This window comes from Drouetiella sp., from assembly GCF_059504425.1.
On sequence record NZ_JCACIN010000036.1, the window covers coordinates 1 to 14,663 of the forward strand.

Here is a 14,663-nt window from a genome sequence, read left to right on the forward strand (position 1 = left end):
CACCCAAACTTTGATAGTACAATTCGCCAACAACATCCGTTGCTAAATGAAGGCGAATAGGGACAGCGGCAAAGGGGGATGATCGGAACCCTGTCGCTATATTGCTTGCGTAAGTCAACTAGCCGCTCCTGTTGAGTGCGCTCTTGTTCTAGCAACTGTATAAATCCGGGTTCAAGACGCAACTGCGTGTAGCGGGTTGTAAAGTTATCGAGCCACTCGATGACTTCAAAAGACTCTTGAAGAAGTTGCTGACGTTCTTCGGCTGTGAAAGGATTAGGTGTGGTCATTTTCTTTAGTTGACATGTGCTTAGACCTGAGGATACTCATTATCAAACTTTCCACTTGAAAGATAAGTAAAATGAGCAGACAGGTAGGGTAAGCATTGTCCATCACAAGCGATTAGATTAATTGGTGAATGGACAAAGAATGTGGAAAGGATGTTTTAGTAGGATTTATGTGGGCAGTGCCCATCCTACCGCTGTGTTTCGGGATAGAGACATGGAAATCAGCATGTCCTTAAAAAGTGCAAATGCTAGGACTTCTGCTAGAGCAGCACATCATGAAATTAGACACGTTTTAAGTATTGCTGTAGTTCTCGTATGAGGCATAGGTACGATACCTAGTTCTAATTAATATCTTATCCATAACTTTTCATTGAGGAGGGCGAGCAATGTTGGTAATTGCATGTCTCTTGCTCCCTGAAGCTATTTTTGCCTGAAATTGAGTTCACACTTGCAGAACGTCTGATGCATGAATTTTTCTTCTCAAATGAGACTCACACGTCTTTTTTAAGGACTAATCGCAATATAATTGAGACTTAGTGTAAGACTTGAATTAAGATTAATGAGTCTCAATTTGATGCAAAATTTGACCTTTGAACAAGTTGTGGTTGCAACATTTAAAAAGCACAGTCGAATCTAGGATTGCTGTAGAGGTATATGTTGTAACTTGTGCTACTTGAGGAACTCTATGATCGATTTGCGTAGCGATACGATTACTCAACCTACGGCGGCAATGCGAGAGGCGATCGCGACTGCGGCAGTTGGGGATGATGTGTTTGGCGATGATCCGACAGTGAATGCGCTGGAGGAGTATGTGGCGGCGCTGTTAGGTAAAGAAGCAGCAGTGTTTATGCCTTCAGGCACAATGACGAATCAGATTGCGCTCCGGGTGCATACTGAGCCAGGAGATGAGGTAATTTTGGAGTCGGAGGCGCATATTTACTATTACGAGGGAGGCGCTCCGGCAGCTTTGTCGGGAGTATCATGTCGTTTGGTGAAGGGCGATCGCGGTATTTTTACGGCTGCGGATGTGCGGCAGGTGTTGCGCCCCATTGATTCACATTTTCCTAAAACAAAGCTGGTGTGCCTGGAAAATACGCATAATCGGGGGGGCGGCAGAATTTTTCCGTTAGCGGAGGTGGAGTCGATCGCCCAAGTCTGCCGAGAGCAGGACTTACCGCTGCATCTGGATGGGGCAAGATTTTGGAATGCTTGCGTGGCAACCGGAATTTCTGAGGCAGCTTATGCAAAGCCTTTTGATACTGTGAGCGTGTGCTTCTCCAAAGGGCTGGGTGCCCCTGTGGGATCAGCGCTGGCAGGATCACGGGAGATGATGGCGCGGGCGCGGCGGTTTCGCAAGATGTTTGGCGGCGGGATGCGGCAAGCAGGAATGATGGCAGCAGGGGCGCTCTATGGACTGCAATATCAGCTTGCGCGGCTGTCAGAAGATCACGCAAACGCGAAAAACTTGGCGGAAAACTTAAGCCAAATTGAGGGCGTAGAGATCAGTCCAGAATATGTCGAGACTAATCTTGTGGTGTTTCATACTCTAGAATTGCCTGCTCAGATCTTGGTCGATCGGCTTCGAGAAAAAGGAGTGGCGATGCTAGCCGTTGGGACACATTCAGTCCGAGCTGTAACCAGCTTGATGGTAACACAGACACAAATGGAGCAAGTGCCGAAATTGGTAGAGGAAATTATATCGACAGCAAAGCTCAGTAAAATCTAGTCCAAATCTAGTCCAGATTAAAATGCTAAGCCTCAAAACTGCCTTAAGTAGAGACTTTTAATCTTTTGAGTAGTTGCGTGAACCGCAACTACTCAAAACGAGAGAATGAGGGTTTCAGCCCTTGTGCCACTTCTGAGCTAGCTCATCGCCTTTGTGAAAACATCAACCAGATGTGACAAGCGTTTTATGCTCATAAGTGACCGCATAATGCGTCCAAGCAAAAGCCCATTGCGGGTGGATGGGCATGGATCAGAATATGTAAAGTGCTGCTGCAATCATAAGCCAGGGCTTTTAGTCCACCCGTGATTAGTCTCACGCCTAGCAACTCTCCCTGCCAAAAAGCCCACCGTTTCCGGCAGGCAGGAGGGTGGTCTTGTAAGCAGTGCAAATGTACCATATCGCTCTGTCGAGGTCTGCATTCTAGACTACTGCCTGATTTCACTGCAATTGTCTATTTAGGGTACTTTTTCGGGCGATAAATCCTTTGACATCAGGCTTTTCAAGGCTTTGAGCGTACCCTAAATGAGCGTTTGATGGCGATTGAGGATGGCTCAGAAAGAGTACAACAGTGTCTGGTGAGGCAGTTGAAGCCAAGGCAAGTCGTCGTCATAGATAATGTCAGCTTTCACAAATCAACCCTGATTCGTGAGTAGATTAAGCAAGCAGGTTACACCCTTCTGTTTTTGCCTCCTTATTCTCTGGACTTGAACAAGATTGAGAACGTCTCGTTTTGGGTGAAGCATTACTTTCTCAAGACATTGAATCAATTTCAGAACCTTTGGGATAATGCCTTGAGATAATTGTCCTAACCTTCCCCTCGATTGATGTCTTCGGTAATGTCACCATTTGCTACAGCTTAAACCAGCCCCAGTCAGAAGGTTTTCGAGGTTCCGAAAAAGCTAAATACTGAGCTAATGCAGATCGTCTCTCATCAAAACGATTCGGGGAGGAACGCACTTTGCGCGTTCCTCCCCGAATCATTACATCCTAAATGTTCTGGGATTTTCTGCATCTTCAGTGCAGAACTATCACTCGTCTATATCGCTGCCCACCAAAGAATCAGTTCCGTCAATTTGCTGAAGCTCAACTGTTTCACAATCACCACCGAAGCCGACTACGGAATAGGTTCCGACTCCCGCTTCTTCGTCACCCTCTAAAACATATTCGATGAACAGCCCGTTACCATCTCCTTCAAGGCTATAAGTTTCACCATCAACAGTAACTTCATCGCCAACTGTCAGATCTTCACTTTCGCAAGAATTATCATAGGCCACCAATGTGCCAGAGGTTTGAACCGTCGAATTAGGTTGAGCTTGCCCGATCGCAGCTTGTACCGAGCTAATGGGAGCCAAGCCAAAGACGGTAGAAGTTGCTACCGCAATTAACAAAAAGACTTTTGGTTCAACTAAAAATTGACGCATCAGATGAGATTGCCTCAGGAATATATTATGGAACGAGTTACGAACGGTATGACAATCTGTAGTGCGACGGAGGGATTGCTCCTTTGTCTCCATGAAACTTAGTCAATCAACCATTCGCGTTGTTCAAAACATAACAACTTCTCGATCTGGAACCAACGGCATTTTTACGAAAGTAGCAACCTCTGTCGATTATTGTTCCCGTAGAAATACAGTTTGGTAAGTCTTTTTGGAATGATAGCCATAGCAGGGTAAACGCATCAAAGTGGTTGAGAATGTGCATCAGACTGGGGAGTATTGGCGCTGAGAATTTTCAGCATAAACTGGGCGTCTAACGCTGCTCGATAATGCAACCCGCCAGAGCTAGCTGTTTGAGCAACACAGGAATTGCCGTGATTTCGCTGGACTTCGAGGCAACAGCACACTGACTCAGCACAAGTCGATGCTCACTGGCTTAGGCACTCACCAGTTGAAGGGCTTTAATACTCCCTTCCTGATCGTAGGAACCTTTCACGGTTTTGCCATCAATGGCAACCAGTTGCGCTTCAAGCGTTGACTAAAGTGTACCTTTCTGTCTAAACAGGCTCTAATGAATAGACCTCTTGCAGATTAAGCGGAGTGCCCAGCTTGATTTTAATGAACTCAATGTTATCTGGCTGTCCAGGGGTACGACCGATGCTGAAGGGATAGTTATTATCATTGATGATTAAGAGCGTCTGACTATCGATCGGCAAAACATCCTCGATCGTCACAAAAGGGAAGGTAAATATACCGTTGATTGTGCCGTTGCCCCCTAGCCCCTGGGGATCGGAGATATTCAGCAAGTCTGCTATCAGCTCTTTCTCGACGAAGCCGCCTTCATCCACCTTGTTCAGGTCAATTTTGTACAATTTCTTAGAGAGTGCCGGGTTAGTGAACGCCGGATTCCTAGCATCGCCCTGTCCGTTATCGCGCTCAATAATAATGAACTCGTGATCGTTGATGGCAGTCATATCACCGATCGCCCTACCTGCCGCATCCAGTTGATAAAAGAAAGTCTTGCCCGTGTAAGTCTCGGTTTTCAGGTCAAACTCGCTAATGAGCAGACGGTTTTGATTGAGATCGGTAATTACGGCTCCTTCCAGCAGAGTGTAGAGCTTTGTGCCGTCCGCACTGAGCGCCATCCCCTCAAATCCTCTAGAGCGACCCAGATTCGCAGCTCTGATCCGGTCAGCTTCTGGGAGATTGGCAAAATCTGCATTGTCAGGCGATCGCACAAACGCCTGAGTAGCATAGTCCTTAGCCGCTTTACCCGTCCCGGCAAAGTCAGTAAAAAAGCCATCTACGCCAAGCTGAATAAACTGACGAATCTCCTGCTCAGCGCTGTCCTGGTTTTCATCTGCCAAGTTTCGAGAATCGCTGCGAAAAGTGTAAGGATAGGGACGGGCTTCAGACTTAGGATCAACCTTGTAGTCAGAGGCGAGATATCGAGATTCGTTGCGGAAGGTGTAAGGATGCACCAGCAGACCCGCTGCGTGAGCATCTTGCACCAGCGTCGTCGGTGCGGTCAGCATCTTATCGGCATCATCAACTACCCCATCGCCATTCACATCATCCGCATTGCCATCGCCATCAGCATCTACGCCTTTGACAGAAAGAATCATCCGCTTCCAAGGCCCAATGCCATCCGCGTAAGTCGCGATTTCTTGAAGCCCTGCGGGCGATTGCAAATCCCCATAGGTGCGAGGGTCGCCGCTCACTACAAAGTCGTAGGGCTTTGTCTCAATCAGGCTACCATCCAGCGCTGTATCGGTGGCATCCAGCAACTGCACTAGCGGCACATCAATCAGCGTCTTCAGCTTCTTGAGGTTGCTCACCTCAAACGACTGAATGTAGAAGCGGCTAGGGTCAGTAAAATTGTTTTGATTGAGAATGTTAACCAGTGACTCTTCCAACGCCAGCCCTTCAGCAGCGTGGTAGCTGGGATGTTTAGTTTCAGGATAGATACCAATCTTCTTGCCTGTTGCTTCTACACCCTTCACCAAGTCAATAATTTCCTGGAAGGTCGGAATTTCAAACTGTCCGTTGTAGGACTGATCGCGGAAAGCTAGCCGCTCTTTTGCCCGTAGCGTCTTAATTTCAGCCAAGGTAAAGTCGTCGGCAAACCAGCCGCTTTCAGCCGTGCCGTCAATGATTTTGGTGGTGAAGCGATCGGCAAATTCTGGACGCTCCGCCACATCTGTCGTGTCTTTGATATTGATCTCGTGACGGGCAATCAGCACGCCGTCCTGGGTAGAAACCAGGTCAGGTTCAATAAAGTCTGCCCCTAGGTCGATCGCCAACTGATAGGCAGCTAAGGTGTGTTCAGGTCGCAACCCACTTGCGCCACGATGCCCAATCACGATCGGAGCCTGTCCGTTGAGGGTGTTTAACGGGACGGCGTTGGGAGTCGGGATAGGAGCCGAGATCAGCGTTCCGTCTGCGCCCACATGCAGCAGGTAAGGGCCAAACTCATCGCCAATCCAGTAGGTGCCGTCTGCCGCCTTTCTGAAAGACTCTGGATCAAAATCAAATCCTGTCAGCAGACGACCCTGCTTGATGCTAGCGTCAACGTCTGTGCCACCGGGCTTCAGCTTGTCGCTGCCGGGATAGATGTCTAAATCAGCAACGATCGTCTGGATGCCCTTCAGCTTGCCGTTTTTGTCGTTGAGCTGGAGTAGGCTCTTGTCGGTGAAACTGTCGAGGCGATCGCCTGTTTGCACATCAACGGGGTAAACTTCTCCCGTGCTAAAGTCTGGCTCTACCGCATAAAACCGCAGCAGCGCATCCGCAGAGTTTGCCTTCGCACCATAGCCGTTATCGACCATGACCAGGTAAGTGCCTAACTTCGCTCCTGGCAAGACACCAGAAAAACCCTGCACAGGCTGTCCATTGACTCCCAGGAAAGGAACAGGCTGTCCGTTAGCATTGACCGTGCCAACGGTGCCGTCATTATTGAGAGCGAGAAATTGTCCAGAAGTGACTCCGGGGGCAAAAGTTGCGGCAGGTAGCACGGCACGTCCGACAAGCTGAGTCGTGACGGATGCGACGGGCGGGCTAGTTGCAATGTCAGCCTTAACGGTGACAAATGTAGTGTTGTTTACTGCGCCATTAATCGTGCCACCGATTGCCCCACTGGTCGCGCCGTTGATCGCGCCGTTTGTTGTGCTGGACTCTACATTCATGGACAGAACCGCATCGCCACCAGCCATTAGTATACAGAGATAACCAATACTCGATATGCAGCGGCTGACTGAGGCAGTCAAGTTCGGGAACAAAACGATGCACTGTAAAATTTGCAGAACACTCAACCCCTAGTTTAAGATTCGGCATGGCTTAATTTTTTCGATCTGGAATGCAACAACTGCCCACACAGCAATCTATCCCGCGATCTGCCAATTTTTAATCAAGTACACTGTACAGCAGCAGCACCAGACCACGAAAGCGCTAGGGACACAATACTGCCCATAATTTATAGCTGTCGCCAGTTTGCTGGGGACATTTTTGGTGGGAAGCTTCGCTTCCCACCAAAAATGTCCCCGTCCTAACCGCCTTGGCGATTGCTATACATATGCAGGCTTCAAAGCCTGTTGGTGGCAAAGGCTACAGAATCGTTCTGGACTTGCTGGGGTAATGAACAGAACAACCGTTACAAAAGCGAGAGCTATGAGCAAAACGATCGTCGTTCTTGAAGGAGATCAAACGGGGCAGGAGTTGCTTGAGGAGTCTCTACGGGTAATGGATTCTGCCGTCACAGGCATTGATTTGAAATTTGAGCGATTTGATCTGAGTCTAGAAAATCGGCGATCGACCCAAAATGCAGTCGTCATCGAGTCTGCTGAAGCCATGGTGGCATCGGGCTTGGGGCTAAAAGCTGCCACAATTACGCCAGAGATCAAGGGAGACGTGGGCAGCCCCAATGCCATTCTGCGGGAAAAAGTCGATGGCACCGTGATTGTGCGTACCGGACGACGAATTCCGGGCGTGATTCCGGTAGCCGGGGTGAATGCGCCTATTTCCGTCATCCGTATGGCAGTTGGCGATGCCTATGGCGCAAAAGAATGGCGGGAAGGCGAAGGCGATAGCGAAGTTGCCTATCGGACGGAACGCATTACGCGATCGCACTGCAAAGCCGTTGCAGAATATTCTTTCCTACACGCCAAAAAGACAGGCAGCAAGGTATTTGGCGGCCCTAAATTCACCGTCAGCGCCGTTTATGAAGGCATGTTGAAAGAAGAAATGGACGATGCGGCGAAGCGCTACCCTGAAGTACGCTACGAGCCTCAGTTGATCGACGCTACCTATGCCCTGCTAATGAACAATCCTGGCGATGCCATGGTGATTCCGGCATTAAACCGCGACGGCGACTGCCTTAGCGACTTAGTGCTGCAAATGTTTGGATCAATCGCTGGGTCTGAGTCGCTTTTGATTGGCTTTGACGCAAGCTGGAATCCGCGAGTGGTAATGGCAGAAGCCCCCCACGGTACCGCTCCTTCGCTATTTGGTAAAAATCTGGCAAACCCCATGGCAATGATTCTGGCGGCAGCTTCCCTATTTTCCTATATGGAAGGCTCTGCGCCCATGGTGGGTCGTGCTATCTCGGAGTCTGTTTTTGAGGCAGTTTACGAAGGCATTCGCACTGCCGACTTGCAAGGACATGCCACCACAACTGAATTTACGGATGAGGTGATCAAGCGCGTAAAAACCAAGCTGGCAGTCTGGCCTTCTCTCAAGTAGAGCAATGAAGTAAAGCGATGCCCGCTCAAGGATTCGAGAAAGTATTGATCTGCCCACCGCCGATCGATCGCCCTGGTGTCGTACGCGGAACTGAGAACGGATCATTGGGGGGAGATAAATACTGAGGCAATTGATATTGCGGCAATTGATATTGCGGGACTTGAGATCCGGCTGTTTGAGAGCCTGTCATTTGAGAGCCTATAGATTGACGGGGCTGAGTTGATGTAAATCCAGGTAAAGGCTGAGGTCTAGAGAAATTGTTAAAATCCGAGGCATCATTTAACCCGCTATTAGAGGGTGTCCTAAAGGCGGGAGGTAGAGTGTAACCTGTTGAACCCGGTGGCGGAGAAGTTCGCGGTACATAAGGCTGGAATTGAGCTGCGCCCATGGGAGCCAGCATCGTTGGAGCCAGCATCGTTTCAGTCGGATTGCTGCCTCCAAGACTATCTCCTCTAGAACCTCCAGAATTTCCTGGCGGGGAGGCAGAATTTTTATCCATGGGGTTAGATGAATAGAGATCCTGCTTAGGAGCCAAATTTCGATCTAGCCCTGACTGAAGTGGGCTGATAGGACGAGCCGTTCCAGAGCCGACGCTATCAGGATTGCCGGATACTTCAGAGACCGCGCTAGGCAAAGCGAGCCCATCGCCGCCAGATGGGCTTGCGACCACAGAGTGAGTCGCAAAAGGATTAAACGTATTGGGTTTTGTGGGTAAGCCAGCCGCCCTTGGACTTGTAGAAGGTAATCCAGGGGACGTTAATCCAGGAGTTACGTAGGGTTGCGGTGTATTGGATATCGGCAAGTTACCAAAATCAGAGCTGTCAAAATCAGACCCAGAGTTCAGGGAATCGCGTCGAGCCGGATTGTCGATCGCATCCTGACCAGAGTCAACGCTTTGATCTAAACTGCCCCAATATTGAAACAGTCCATAGCTTGCCAGCAACAGGATTGACACCGCTCCCCACACTCCGGGGCGACCCAAAATCTTCAGCCTTGTTTGCAGATAACGTGTTGAGCTGGGAGGCTTTGAGCCAGAGTTGTGTCTGGAGAATTTTTGAGAGGGAGACATAGCGATTGCTCCTATTGCATTGCCCCCATTCTAGTCATTGCGCATGGGTAGTATTTTAAAAACATCAAGTGTTTTAAAAACATCAAGTGTTTCAAAAACATCAATAGCCTAGAGCATCTATACACAGACAGAGGGGAAGATTGAGTCCTAGCGAGAGGAACGGAAGATCAGTAGGGCGGCAGCGCTGAGTCCAAAGAAGTTGGGTAGCCATGCCCCCAAGAAGGGAGGTATCAGCCCGCGCTGAGCGATCGCGCCACTAATAAATGCCAGTAGGTAATAGGCAAAAATAATAATAATGCTGATGGCAAAACCTGTTGCTCTGCCCGTGCGTCGGCTCAGCTTTGCGCCCAAGGCTGCACCCACTAACCCAAAGGAAAGGCAAACAAAAGGCAAAGCATACTTTTGCTGAATGCGGACTTTGAGCTTTTGAATTTTGTCTTCGCTACCGCCCTTCTGCAACAGCGTCAAATATTCCTCAGCTTGGGCAATATTCATCTCATTGTAGTCACGGCGCTTAGATGCCAGATCTAACGGCTCACGCGGGAGCTGGAGCTGCTGATTTTTGAAGGTGACAATATTGCGGTAGGAGCCATCTGCTGCAACGACATAGATGGTGCCGTCAAAGAAATCCCAGATGTTTTTATTGCCGTTCCAGGCGGCTGATTTGGCGCTAACAATCTGACTCAGCCCCTCCTGAGAGAAGTCCAGGATAGTCAGCCCCTGCATTTGCTGACCATCAAACCGCTTGGCATAAAACAGCCGAGACATTTGATCGATCGAGTCGCCATTCTCCTGCTCGACCTTCTTATACTCCTGATAGAGAATGTTCTGCTCTTGAAAGGAGGGTTTTTCCTCATTTAGAGCCTTCTCTAAAATCTGCGTTGCCTGGTAGTTTGCCTTTGGCACAATTAGCTCATTAAAAGCAAAAGTAAGACCTGTAACAACCAGACAGAGTGCTAGAGCAGGCACCAGCATTCGGTAGAGGCTAATACCGCAGGCTTTGAGCGCCGTCAGTTCGCTGTCGCTGGAAAGGCGGCTATAGGCCATCAAATTTGCCAACAGCGTTGACATCGGGAAAGCGTAAACGACGAATTCAGGAAACTTTAGCAGGAAGACCTGAGCCGCGATCGAAGCAGCCAAACCAGATTCCGTCACCTGTCGGATGAGATCAAACAGCGCTCCTACCGAGACACCCAGAGACGAAAATGCCCCTACCCCAAACAAAAAGGGCAGAATTAGCTCTGTGGCAATGTAGCGATCCATAACCGAAATTCCGGGCAGACCGCCCCAGAAACTCGGTGCTTTAGAAGAACTCGCAGTCATAGTCGGAAGGCATCTCCCAGATAATATTGCCGGACTAGGGGATTCTCGTAGAGTTCGGCAGCGCTGCCAGAGGCGAGAATTTGTCCATCTCGCATGATGTAGCCGCGATCGATAATTGCCAGAGTCTCCCGCACATTGTGATCGGTCACCAAAATGCCCATGTGGCGATCGCGCAGGCTAGAAATGATAGCCTGAATTTCGGCAACGGCGATCGGATCAATTCCAGCAAACGGCTCATCTAAGAAGAGAAATTTAGGTCCCTCAGCCCCAGAAGCCAAAGCCCGCGCGATTTCCGTCCGCCGCCGCTCGCCCCCCGAAACCCGAACGGCGATCGTTTTCGCCACTTTCTCTAGCCGAAATTCCTGCAAAAGCTGATGCAGCCGTTTCTGATATTCCTGGCGCGGCACGTCCGTTTGCTGCATGACTAGCAGCAGATTATCCCGAACGCTCAAATTCCGAAAGACACTCGGCTCCTGCGCCAGATAGCTAATACCCAGCCTTGCCCGTTTGGACATGGGTAGCGTCGTAATCTCCTGATCGTCTAGCCAAACCTTTCCCTGGTCAGGCTTTTCCAGCCCTGTTGCAATATAAAACGTGCTGGTTTTTCCTGCTCCGTTAGGCCCCAGCAGCCCGACCACTTCACCCCTCGCTACCGAAAGATGAACGCGATTGACCACAACGCGCTTGCCGTAGGATTTGTGAACGTTCTCCAAAACAATTTTCAAGGGTTTGCTCTCTAGGCTAACAACCGATCTTTCCAGCACCCATCAAAACTCTAGATGGGCAACGCTCTGGAGGGCAATGCTGGAGGGCAATGATTGTGGATAAGCTTGCAGACAGGCAAGGAGGATGTTGCGCCATCAGGGGCTAATTGGAGTCTTAAACTCAGGCTTAGGGTTAAAAGGGTCTGCTTCGGTCGGGGCAGCCGGGGTGGGCGTAGGAGCGGCATCTTGAACCAGATAAATAGATTCGACTTGCCTGCCGCTATCAGGCAATGCCAGAAACCGCCCCTCGTCAATGAGATAGGTGATCGTTTCGCCTCGCAAGCTGTTTCCTTCTTGCAGGACATAGACATTGCCCGTCAGGATAATTCGCTTTTCGCGGCTGTAGTATTGCGCCTGAACAGAGGTTGCCTGAATCTGACGTGCCGGATAGTTAATTTGCACATTGCCCCGCGCAGTGATAACGCCTGTGATGGAGTTAGCTTCCTGTACATCCGATCGCATCGTCAGAGCCTGACCCGGAGCTAGGGTTTCCGCCAGAGCAGGGCGATCTGTTGGAAAGGCGATCGCACCTATCCAAACTAATGTCGAGAGAGAAAACGCCGTCCATCCTAAGTGGCGTAGCGGATTGTGCATCTGGCGTGAGGGATTGTGGTGCAGCGAAATGGGGAGCGATCGAGCGGGAGGCTTCATGACCTTACTCAAGTTGAAAAGGTGGTTTAGGTTCAAGGCTTTAATTTAATATTTTATGAGTAAATAAATCTGTGCGAGTCAACAAAAAAAGGATGAAGAATGTGGTGAGAAGCCCTTAAGAGGTGGACAGAGAAAATCTAGGTAAAGCAACGATTCTGGTAGGAGCGACGCAACTCACATAGCTTAGGTTCCTGGCGGATGTCCCTCAACTGATGTTCTTCAACTACTGTTCCCATCTTGTACAGTTCCCATTCTGCACAAGGCCGATTCATGAACCTTAGACTTGGAATCCTAGGCTTGGAATCCTAGGCTTGGAATCCTAGACTTGAAATCCCAGACTTGAAATCCCAGACCTATGAGCCTTGGACTCATGAGCCAGTCAAACTGTGACCCCCATGAACTTTATGCACAAATTTAAGCCTCTATCCTGGCATAGGAGTTGTCGCAGTGTCTAGCTGGAGCCTAAGAGCGCTCAATTTAGATCATGCATCTAACCCTCTGAAAAGCGGGTGATTACAGGTAAAAGATCAGAGGTCAGGCGATCGCCAGAGGCAGTCCGCAAGACCTGTGTGGCGATCGCTTCCACTTGCTCCGGCTCTGTATGTTGCAGCACCGCCAAGAGTGCCCTACTGCAAGCTGCCAAAGCACTCACGTCGATCTCGGCGTAGTCTGGCTCATAGCGGCGTAAACGATTGCTGCCTTCCCCTAAAAGAATTACGGCTCCCCGCAAATTATGGTTGCTCAAATGGTAGAGCGCTACCGCAATCTGCAAAATTCCTTGATAAAAAGTTTTTTCAGGCTCGACTGCTTCCATCCACATTGCCTCTAGGGTATCGTGACAGGCATAGAACTGTTGACTATTAAATTGCTCCACAGCCAGCCCAAGATGGATTTCTGGTTCTGACGGAATTTCTGGCTCTGGGGGAATCATTTCAGGCATTCTTTCAGGCATTGGTTAAGGCACATTGGCTAAGCCTGCACAAGTACGGGCTAGCTGAGGGAGAGCGAGGCTTGAAGCTGACTTTGTAAAGCCTCTGGCTGAACGGTAAGACCCAATAATTCAGTGTTGTCACCAAAAGCTAGGTTAACGCGATCTCCTTGCCACAGTAGCCAACGGCTCCCAAGCGGCAAAGTACTGACACTCTGAGCATTTGGAGTTAACCAAACAAGGGGTAGATCGGCTCTTTGAAGGGTTGGGAGCTCTTCAGGTTGAGTGGCAGCTAGAGCCTCTAGAACGATCGTCTCTCCCTGAATCTGCCCTGTAGCGGCCGTCCAGAGGCTCACTTGAATCTGATGCTGACGGGCATAAAAGTACAGCGATGCTGCCGCAATCACAGCCTGCTCAAAGTCTTCAGGTTGCCACACCGCGCCGCTGTCCAACGCAATCACGATCGCCTCTCCGCCTGTGTAAGTTTCCAGTTCACGCACCCGCAGTTCGCCATATCGGGCGCTAGTGCGCCAATGCACCATGCGAATCGAATCTCCCCATCGGTAAGGGCGCAGAGTACGGGTTAGCCCTGTGGTTGCCGCATGGGTTTGACGATCGCTTAACCGCTGTGTGTTGGGATCTAGCCCCATAGAATCAATCAGCGGACACTGGCTCAAGGGCAAGACGGTGGGGTAAACGATCGCCCTGGCTGGGATTGAGCGATCGCGCCGACACCAAAACAAACCCAGAGGCGTGGCGGTTCTGAGCTGAAGGGTCTGCCAGCGGTAAATCCCCCGCCGCTCGGTCAAGATCTCATAGCTCCACTGATAGGGTTCACCTGCCGCAATTCGCTCGATCGCTGTTTTGGTCGGCTGACTTAGCCCAATTGGCAGCATATCCTGCACTAGAATTAGCGTCTTAGATTGCGAACTTCGGTTTTCTAACCAGACCTCCAGGGTGAGGCGATCGCCCGTGCTGACCGGAGAAATGGGCGATCGCCTCACGCAAATATCCTTCAGGGAGCGTATGGGTAATAGGGCTGCGATCGCGAGTAGAGCAAGCATCACGCCGCTAATAACGTAGAGCCATCCTGCCATAGTGTTGGTGGCGGCAGCAAAGAAAAATATTGCCAGTCCGGCCATCAGCCAGCCGCTATAGGCAGGAATGACCCAGCGTGTTTCGAGCCATTGGGTGAGGCGGGAAAGCATAGGATGTTAGATTTTGGATTTGCGGGCTTTGACTCAGGGTACCCGTTTAGCTTCAGGTTCGTGAGATTTCTCGCTGATGAGGCTATCCCTAAGCACGTTATAATTCTTTATAGGCAACCCTAGAGCTTAATTGGCAGCTTAATTTATGAATGATCCTTTAGTTCACGCATTTTTTGTGGGACGGGCGATCGCCGAAGCACTAGGCGAACAGCTCGAAAATACGCTTACCAATGCCTTGAGTGAGTTAGGAAAATTTGATGCTGAGCAGCGCGAACGGCTGCGCCAATTCACAGATGAGGTTTTAGAGCGGGCGAACCGAGCCGAAGCCCTATCGACCCAGGGACAGACCTCGGCGATCGTTCCGACAGGCTCTAAGTCGGAAGACCTACAGGCAATGATTGATGATCTACGGGCAGAAATTGCTCACTTGCGCGCTGAGGTTCAGCGGTATCGTAACCGTTCTATCTAGCCTAAAGTCGCCTAGTCTGAGCCTATTTGATTAGACTGAGCCTAGAAGGTGCCCAAAGTGATTTCAAG

At 49.9% G+C, this 14,663-nt stretch carries 13 protein-coding genes and 1 pseudogene; 4 read left to right on the forward strand and 10 right to left on the reverse strand.

Annotated features, from left to right (window positions below):
- The coding region (locus AC5JMP_RS08250; RefSeq protein WP_495850972.1) for a hypothetical protein at window positions 1–287 on the reverse strand (287 nt) is incomplete at its 3' end.
- A 682-nt stretch (window positions 288–969) separates the two neighbouring features.
- On the opposite strand from AC5JMP_RS08250, the gene ltaE reads away from it, so the two are divergent.
- Window positions 970–2,010 carry a low-specificity L-threonine aldolase gene (gene ltaE / locus AC5JMP_RS08255; RefSeq protein WP_495850973.1) on the forward strand — a complete coding sequence of 347 codons (1,041 nt, stop codon included), beginning with the start codon at window positions 970–972 and terminating at the stop codon, window positions 2,008–2,010.
- 653 nt (window positions 2,011–2,663) lie between these two features.
- Window positions 2,664–2,810 (forward strand): transposase, encoded by a 147-nt coding sequence (locus AC5JMP_RS08260; RefSeq protein ID WP_495851017.1) that lies wholly within the window; start codon window positions 2,664–2,666, stop codon window positions 2,808–2,810.
- A gap of 228 nt (window positions 2,811–3,038) precedes the next feature.
- Here AC5JMP_RS08260 and AC5JMP_RS08265 read toward each other — a convergent pair whose 3' ends face one another.
- From AC5JMP_RS08265 to AC5JMP_RS08275, 3 genes and pseudogenes are all read right to left on the reverse strand, one after another.
- The gene (locus AC5JMP_RS08265; protein WP_495850974.1) at window positions 3,039–3,524 is read right to left on the reverse strand and encodes a hypothetical protein; all 486 of its coding nucleotides are present in this window, start codon (window positions 3,522–3,524) and stop codon (window positions 3,039–3,041) included.
- Window positions 3,525–3,771: 247 nt separating this feature from the next.
- Window positions 3,772–3,984 (reverse strand): annotated as a pseudogene (locus tag AC5JMP_RS08270) (ISAs1 family transposase); the annotation flags it as partial.
- 19 nt (window positions 3,985–4,003) lie between these two features.
- Window positions 4,004–6,658, reverse strand: a complete 2,655-nt coding sequence (locus AC5JMP_RS08275) for an esterase-like activity of phytase family protein (protein WP_495850975.1) — start codon at window positions 6,656–6,658, stop codon at window positions 4,004–4,006.
- Between the two features lie 421 nt (window positions 6,659–7,079).
- Between AC5JMP_RS08275 and AC5JMP_RS08280 the strand changes: the two genes are divergently transcribed.
- Window positions 7,080–8,183: an isocitrate/isopropylmalate family dehydrogenase gene (locus AC5JMP_RS08280; protein ID WP_495850976.1), complete on the forward strand. Its 1,104-nt coding sequence runs from the start codon at window positions 7,080–7,082 to the stop codon at window positions 8,181–8,183.
- A 25-nt stretch (window positions 8,184–8,208) separates the two neighbouring features.
- Here the strand turns inward: AC5JMP_RS08280 and AC5JMP_RS08285 are convergent, their stop codons facing one another.
- The 6 genes from AC5JMP_RS08285 to AC5JMP_RS08310 all read right to left on the reverse strand — a co-directional run bounded on the left by AC5JMP_RS08285 (window position 8,209) and on the right by AC5JMP_RS08310 (window position 14,126).
- Window positions 8,209–9,252 (reverse strand): hypothetical protein, encoded by a 1,044-nt coding sequence (locus AC5JMP_RS08285; protein WP_495850977.1) that lies wholly within the window; start codon window positions 9,250–9,252, stop codon window positions 8,209–8,211.
- Window positions 9,253–9,399: 147 nt separating this feature from the next.
- Window positions 9,400–10,575, reverse strand: a complete 1,176-nt coding sequence (locus tag AC5JMP_RS08290; RefSeq protein WP_495850978.1) for an LptF/LptG family permease — start codon at window positions 10,573–10,575, stop codon at window positions 9,400–9,402.
- Window positions 10,572–11,300, reverse strand: coding sequence for an LPS export ABC transporter ATP-binding protein (lptB, locus tag AC5JMP_RS08295; RefSeq protein ID WP_495850979.1), 729 nt, complete (start codon window positions 11,298–11,300; stop codon window positions 10,572–10,574). The genes AC5JMP_RS08290 and lptB overlap by 4 nt, the downstream gene beginning before the upstream one ends.
- Before the next feature lie 135 nt (window positions 11,301–11,435).
- A complete protein-coding gene (locus tag AC5JMP_RS08300) occupies window positions 11,436–11,933 on the reverse strand; it encodes an LptA/OstA family protein (RefSeq protein WP_495851018.1) in 498 nt (165 codons plus the stop codon).
- A gap of 547 nt (window positions 11,934–12,480) precedes the next feature.
- Window positions 12,481–12,921, reverse strand: a complete 441-nt coding sequence (locus AC5JMP_RS08305) for a DUF309 domain-containing protein (RefSeq protein WP_495851019.1) — start codon at window positions 12,919–12,921, stop codon at window positions 12,481–12,483.
- A gap of 59 nt (window positions 12,922–12,980) precedes the next feature.
- Window positions 12,981–14,126 carry a DUF58 domain-containing protein gene (locus AC5JMP_RS08310; RefSeq protein WP_495850980.1) on the reverse strand — a complete coding sequence of 382 codons (1,146 nt, stop codon included), beginning with the start codon at window positions 14,124–14,126 and terminating at the stop codon, window positions 12,981–12,983.
- Between the two features lie 145 nt (window positions 14,127–14,271).
- On the opposite strand from AC5JMP_RS08310, the gene AC5JMP_RS08315 reads away from it, so the two are divergent.
- On the forward strand, window positions 14,272–14,595 hold the full coding sequence (locus AC5JMP_RS08315) for a DUF6825 family protein (RefSeq protein WP_495850981.1): 324 nt from the start codon (window positions 14,272–14,274) through the stop codon (window positions 14,593–14,595).
- Window positions 14,596–14,663 lie beyond the last annotated feature (68 nt).

Bases quoted from the DNA above. Each gene is read 5' to 3' on its own strand.
- ltaE (WP_495850973.1), top strand. From the start codon at position 970: ATGATCGATTTGCGTAGCGATACGATTACTCAACCTACGGCGGCAATG.
- AC5JMP_RS08265 (WP_495850974.1), bottom strand. From the start codon at position 3,524: ATGGAGACAAAGGAGCAATCCCTCCGTCGCACTACAGATTGTCATACC.
- AC5JMP_RS08275 (WP_495850975.1), bottom strand. From the start codon at position 6,658: ATGGCTGGTGGCGATGCGGTTCTGTCCATGAATGTAGAGTCCAGCACA.
- AC5JMP_RS08280 (WP_495850976.1), top strand. From the start codon at position 7,080: ATGAACAGAACAACCGTTACAAAAGCGAGAGCTATGAGCAAAACGATC.
- AC5JMP_RS08285 (WP_495850977.1), bottom strand. From the start codon at position 9,252: ATGTCTCCCTCTCAAAAATTCTCCAGACACAACTCTGGCTCAAAGCCT.
- AC5JMP_RS08290 (WP_495850978.1), bottom strand. From the start codon at position 10,575: ATGACTGCGAGTTCTTCTAAAGCACCGAGTTTCTGGGGCGGTCTGCCC.
- AC5JMP_RS08300 (WP_495851018.1), bottom strand. From the start codon at position 11,933: ATGCACAATCCGCTACGCCACTTAGGATGGACGGCGTTTTCTCTCTCG.
- AC5JMP_RS08305 (WP_495851019.1), bottom strand. From the start codon at position 12,921: ATGATTCCCCCAGAGCCAGAAATTCCGTCAGAACCAGAAATCCATCTT.
- AC5JMP_RS08310 (WP_495850980.1), bottom strand. From the start codon at position 14,126: ATGCTTTCCCGCCTCACCCAATGGCTCGAAACACGCTGGGTCATTCCT.
- AC5JMP_RS08315 (WP_495850981.1), top strand. From the start codon at position 14,272: ATGAATGATCCTTTAGTTCACGCATTTTTTGTGGGACGGGCGATCGCC.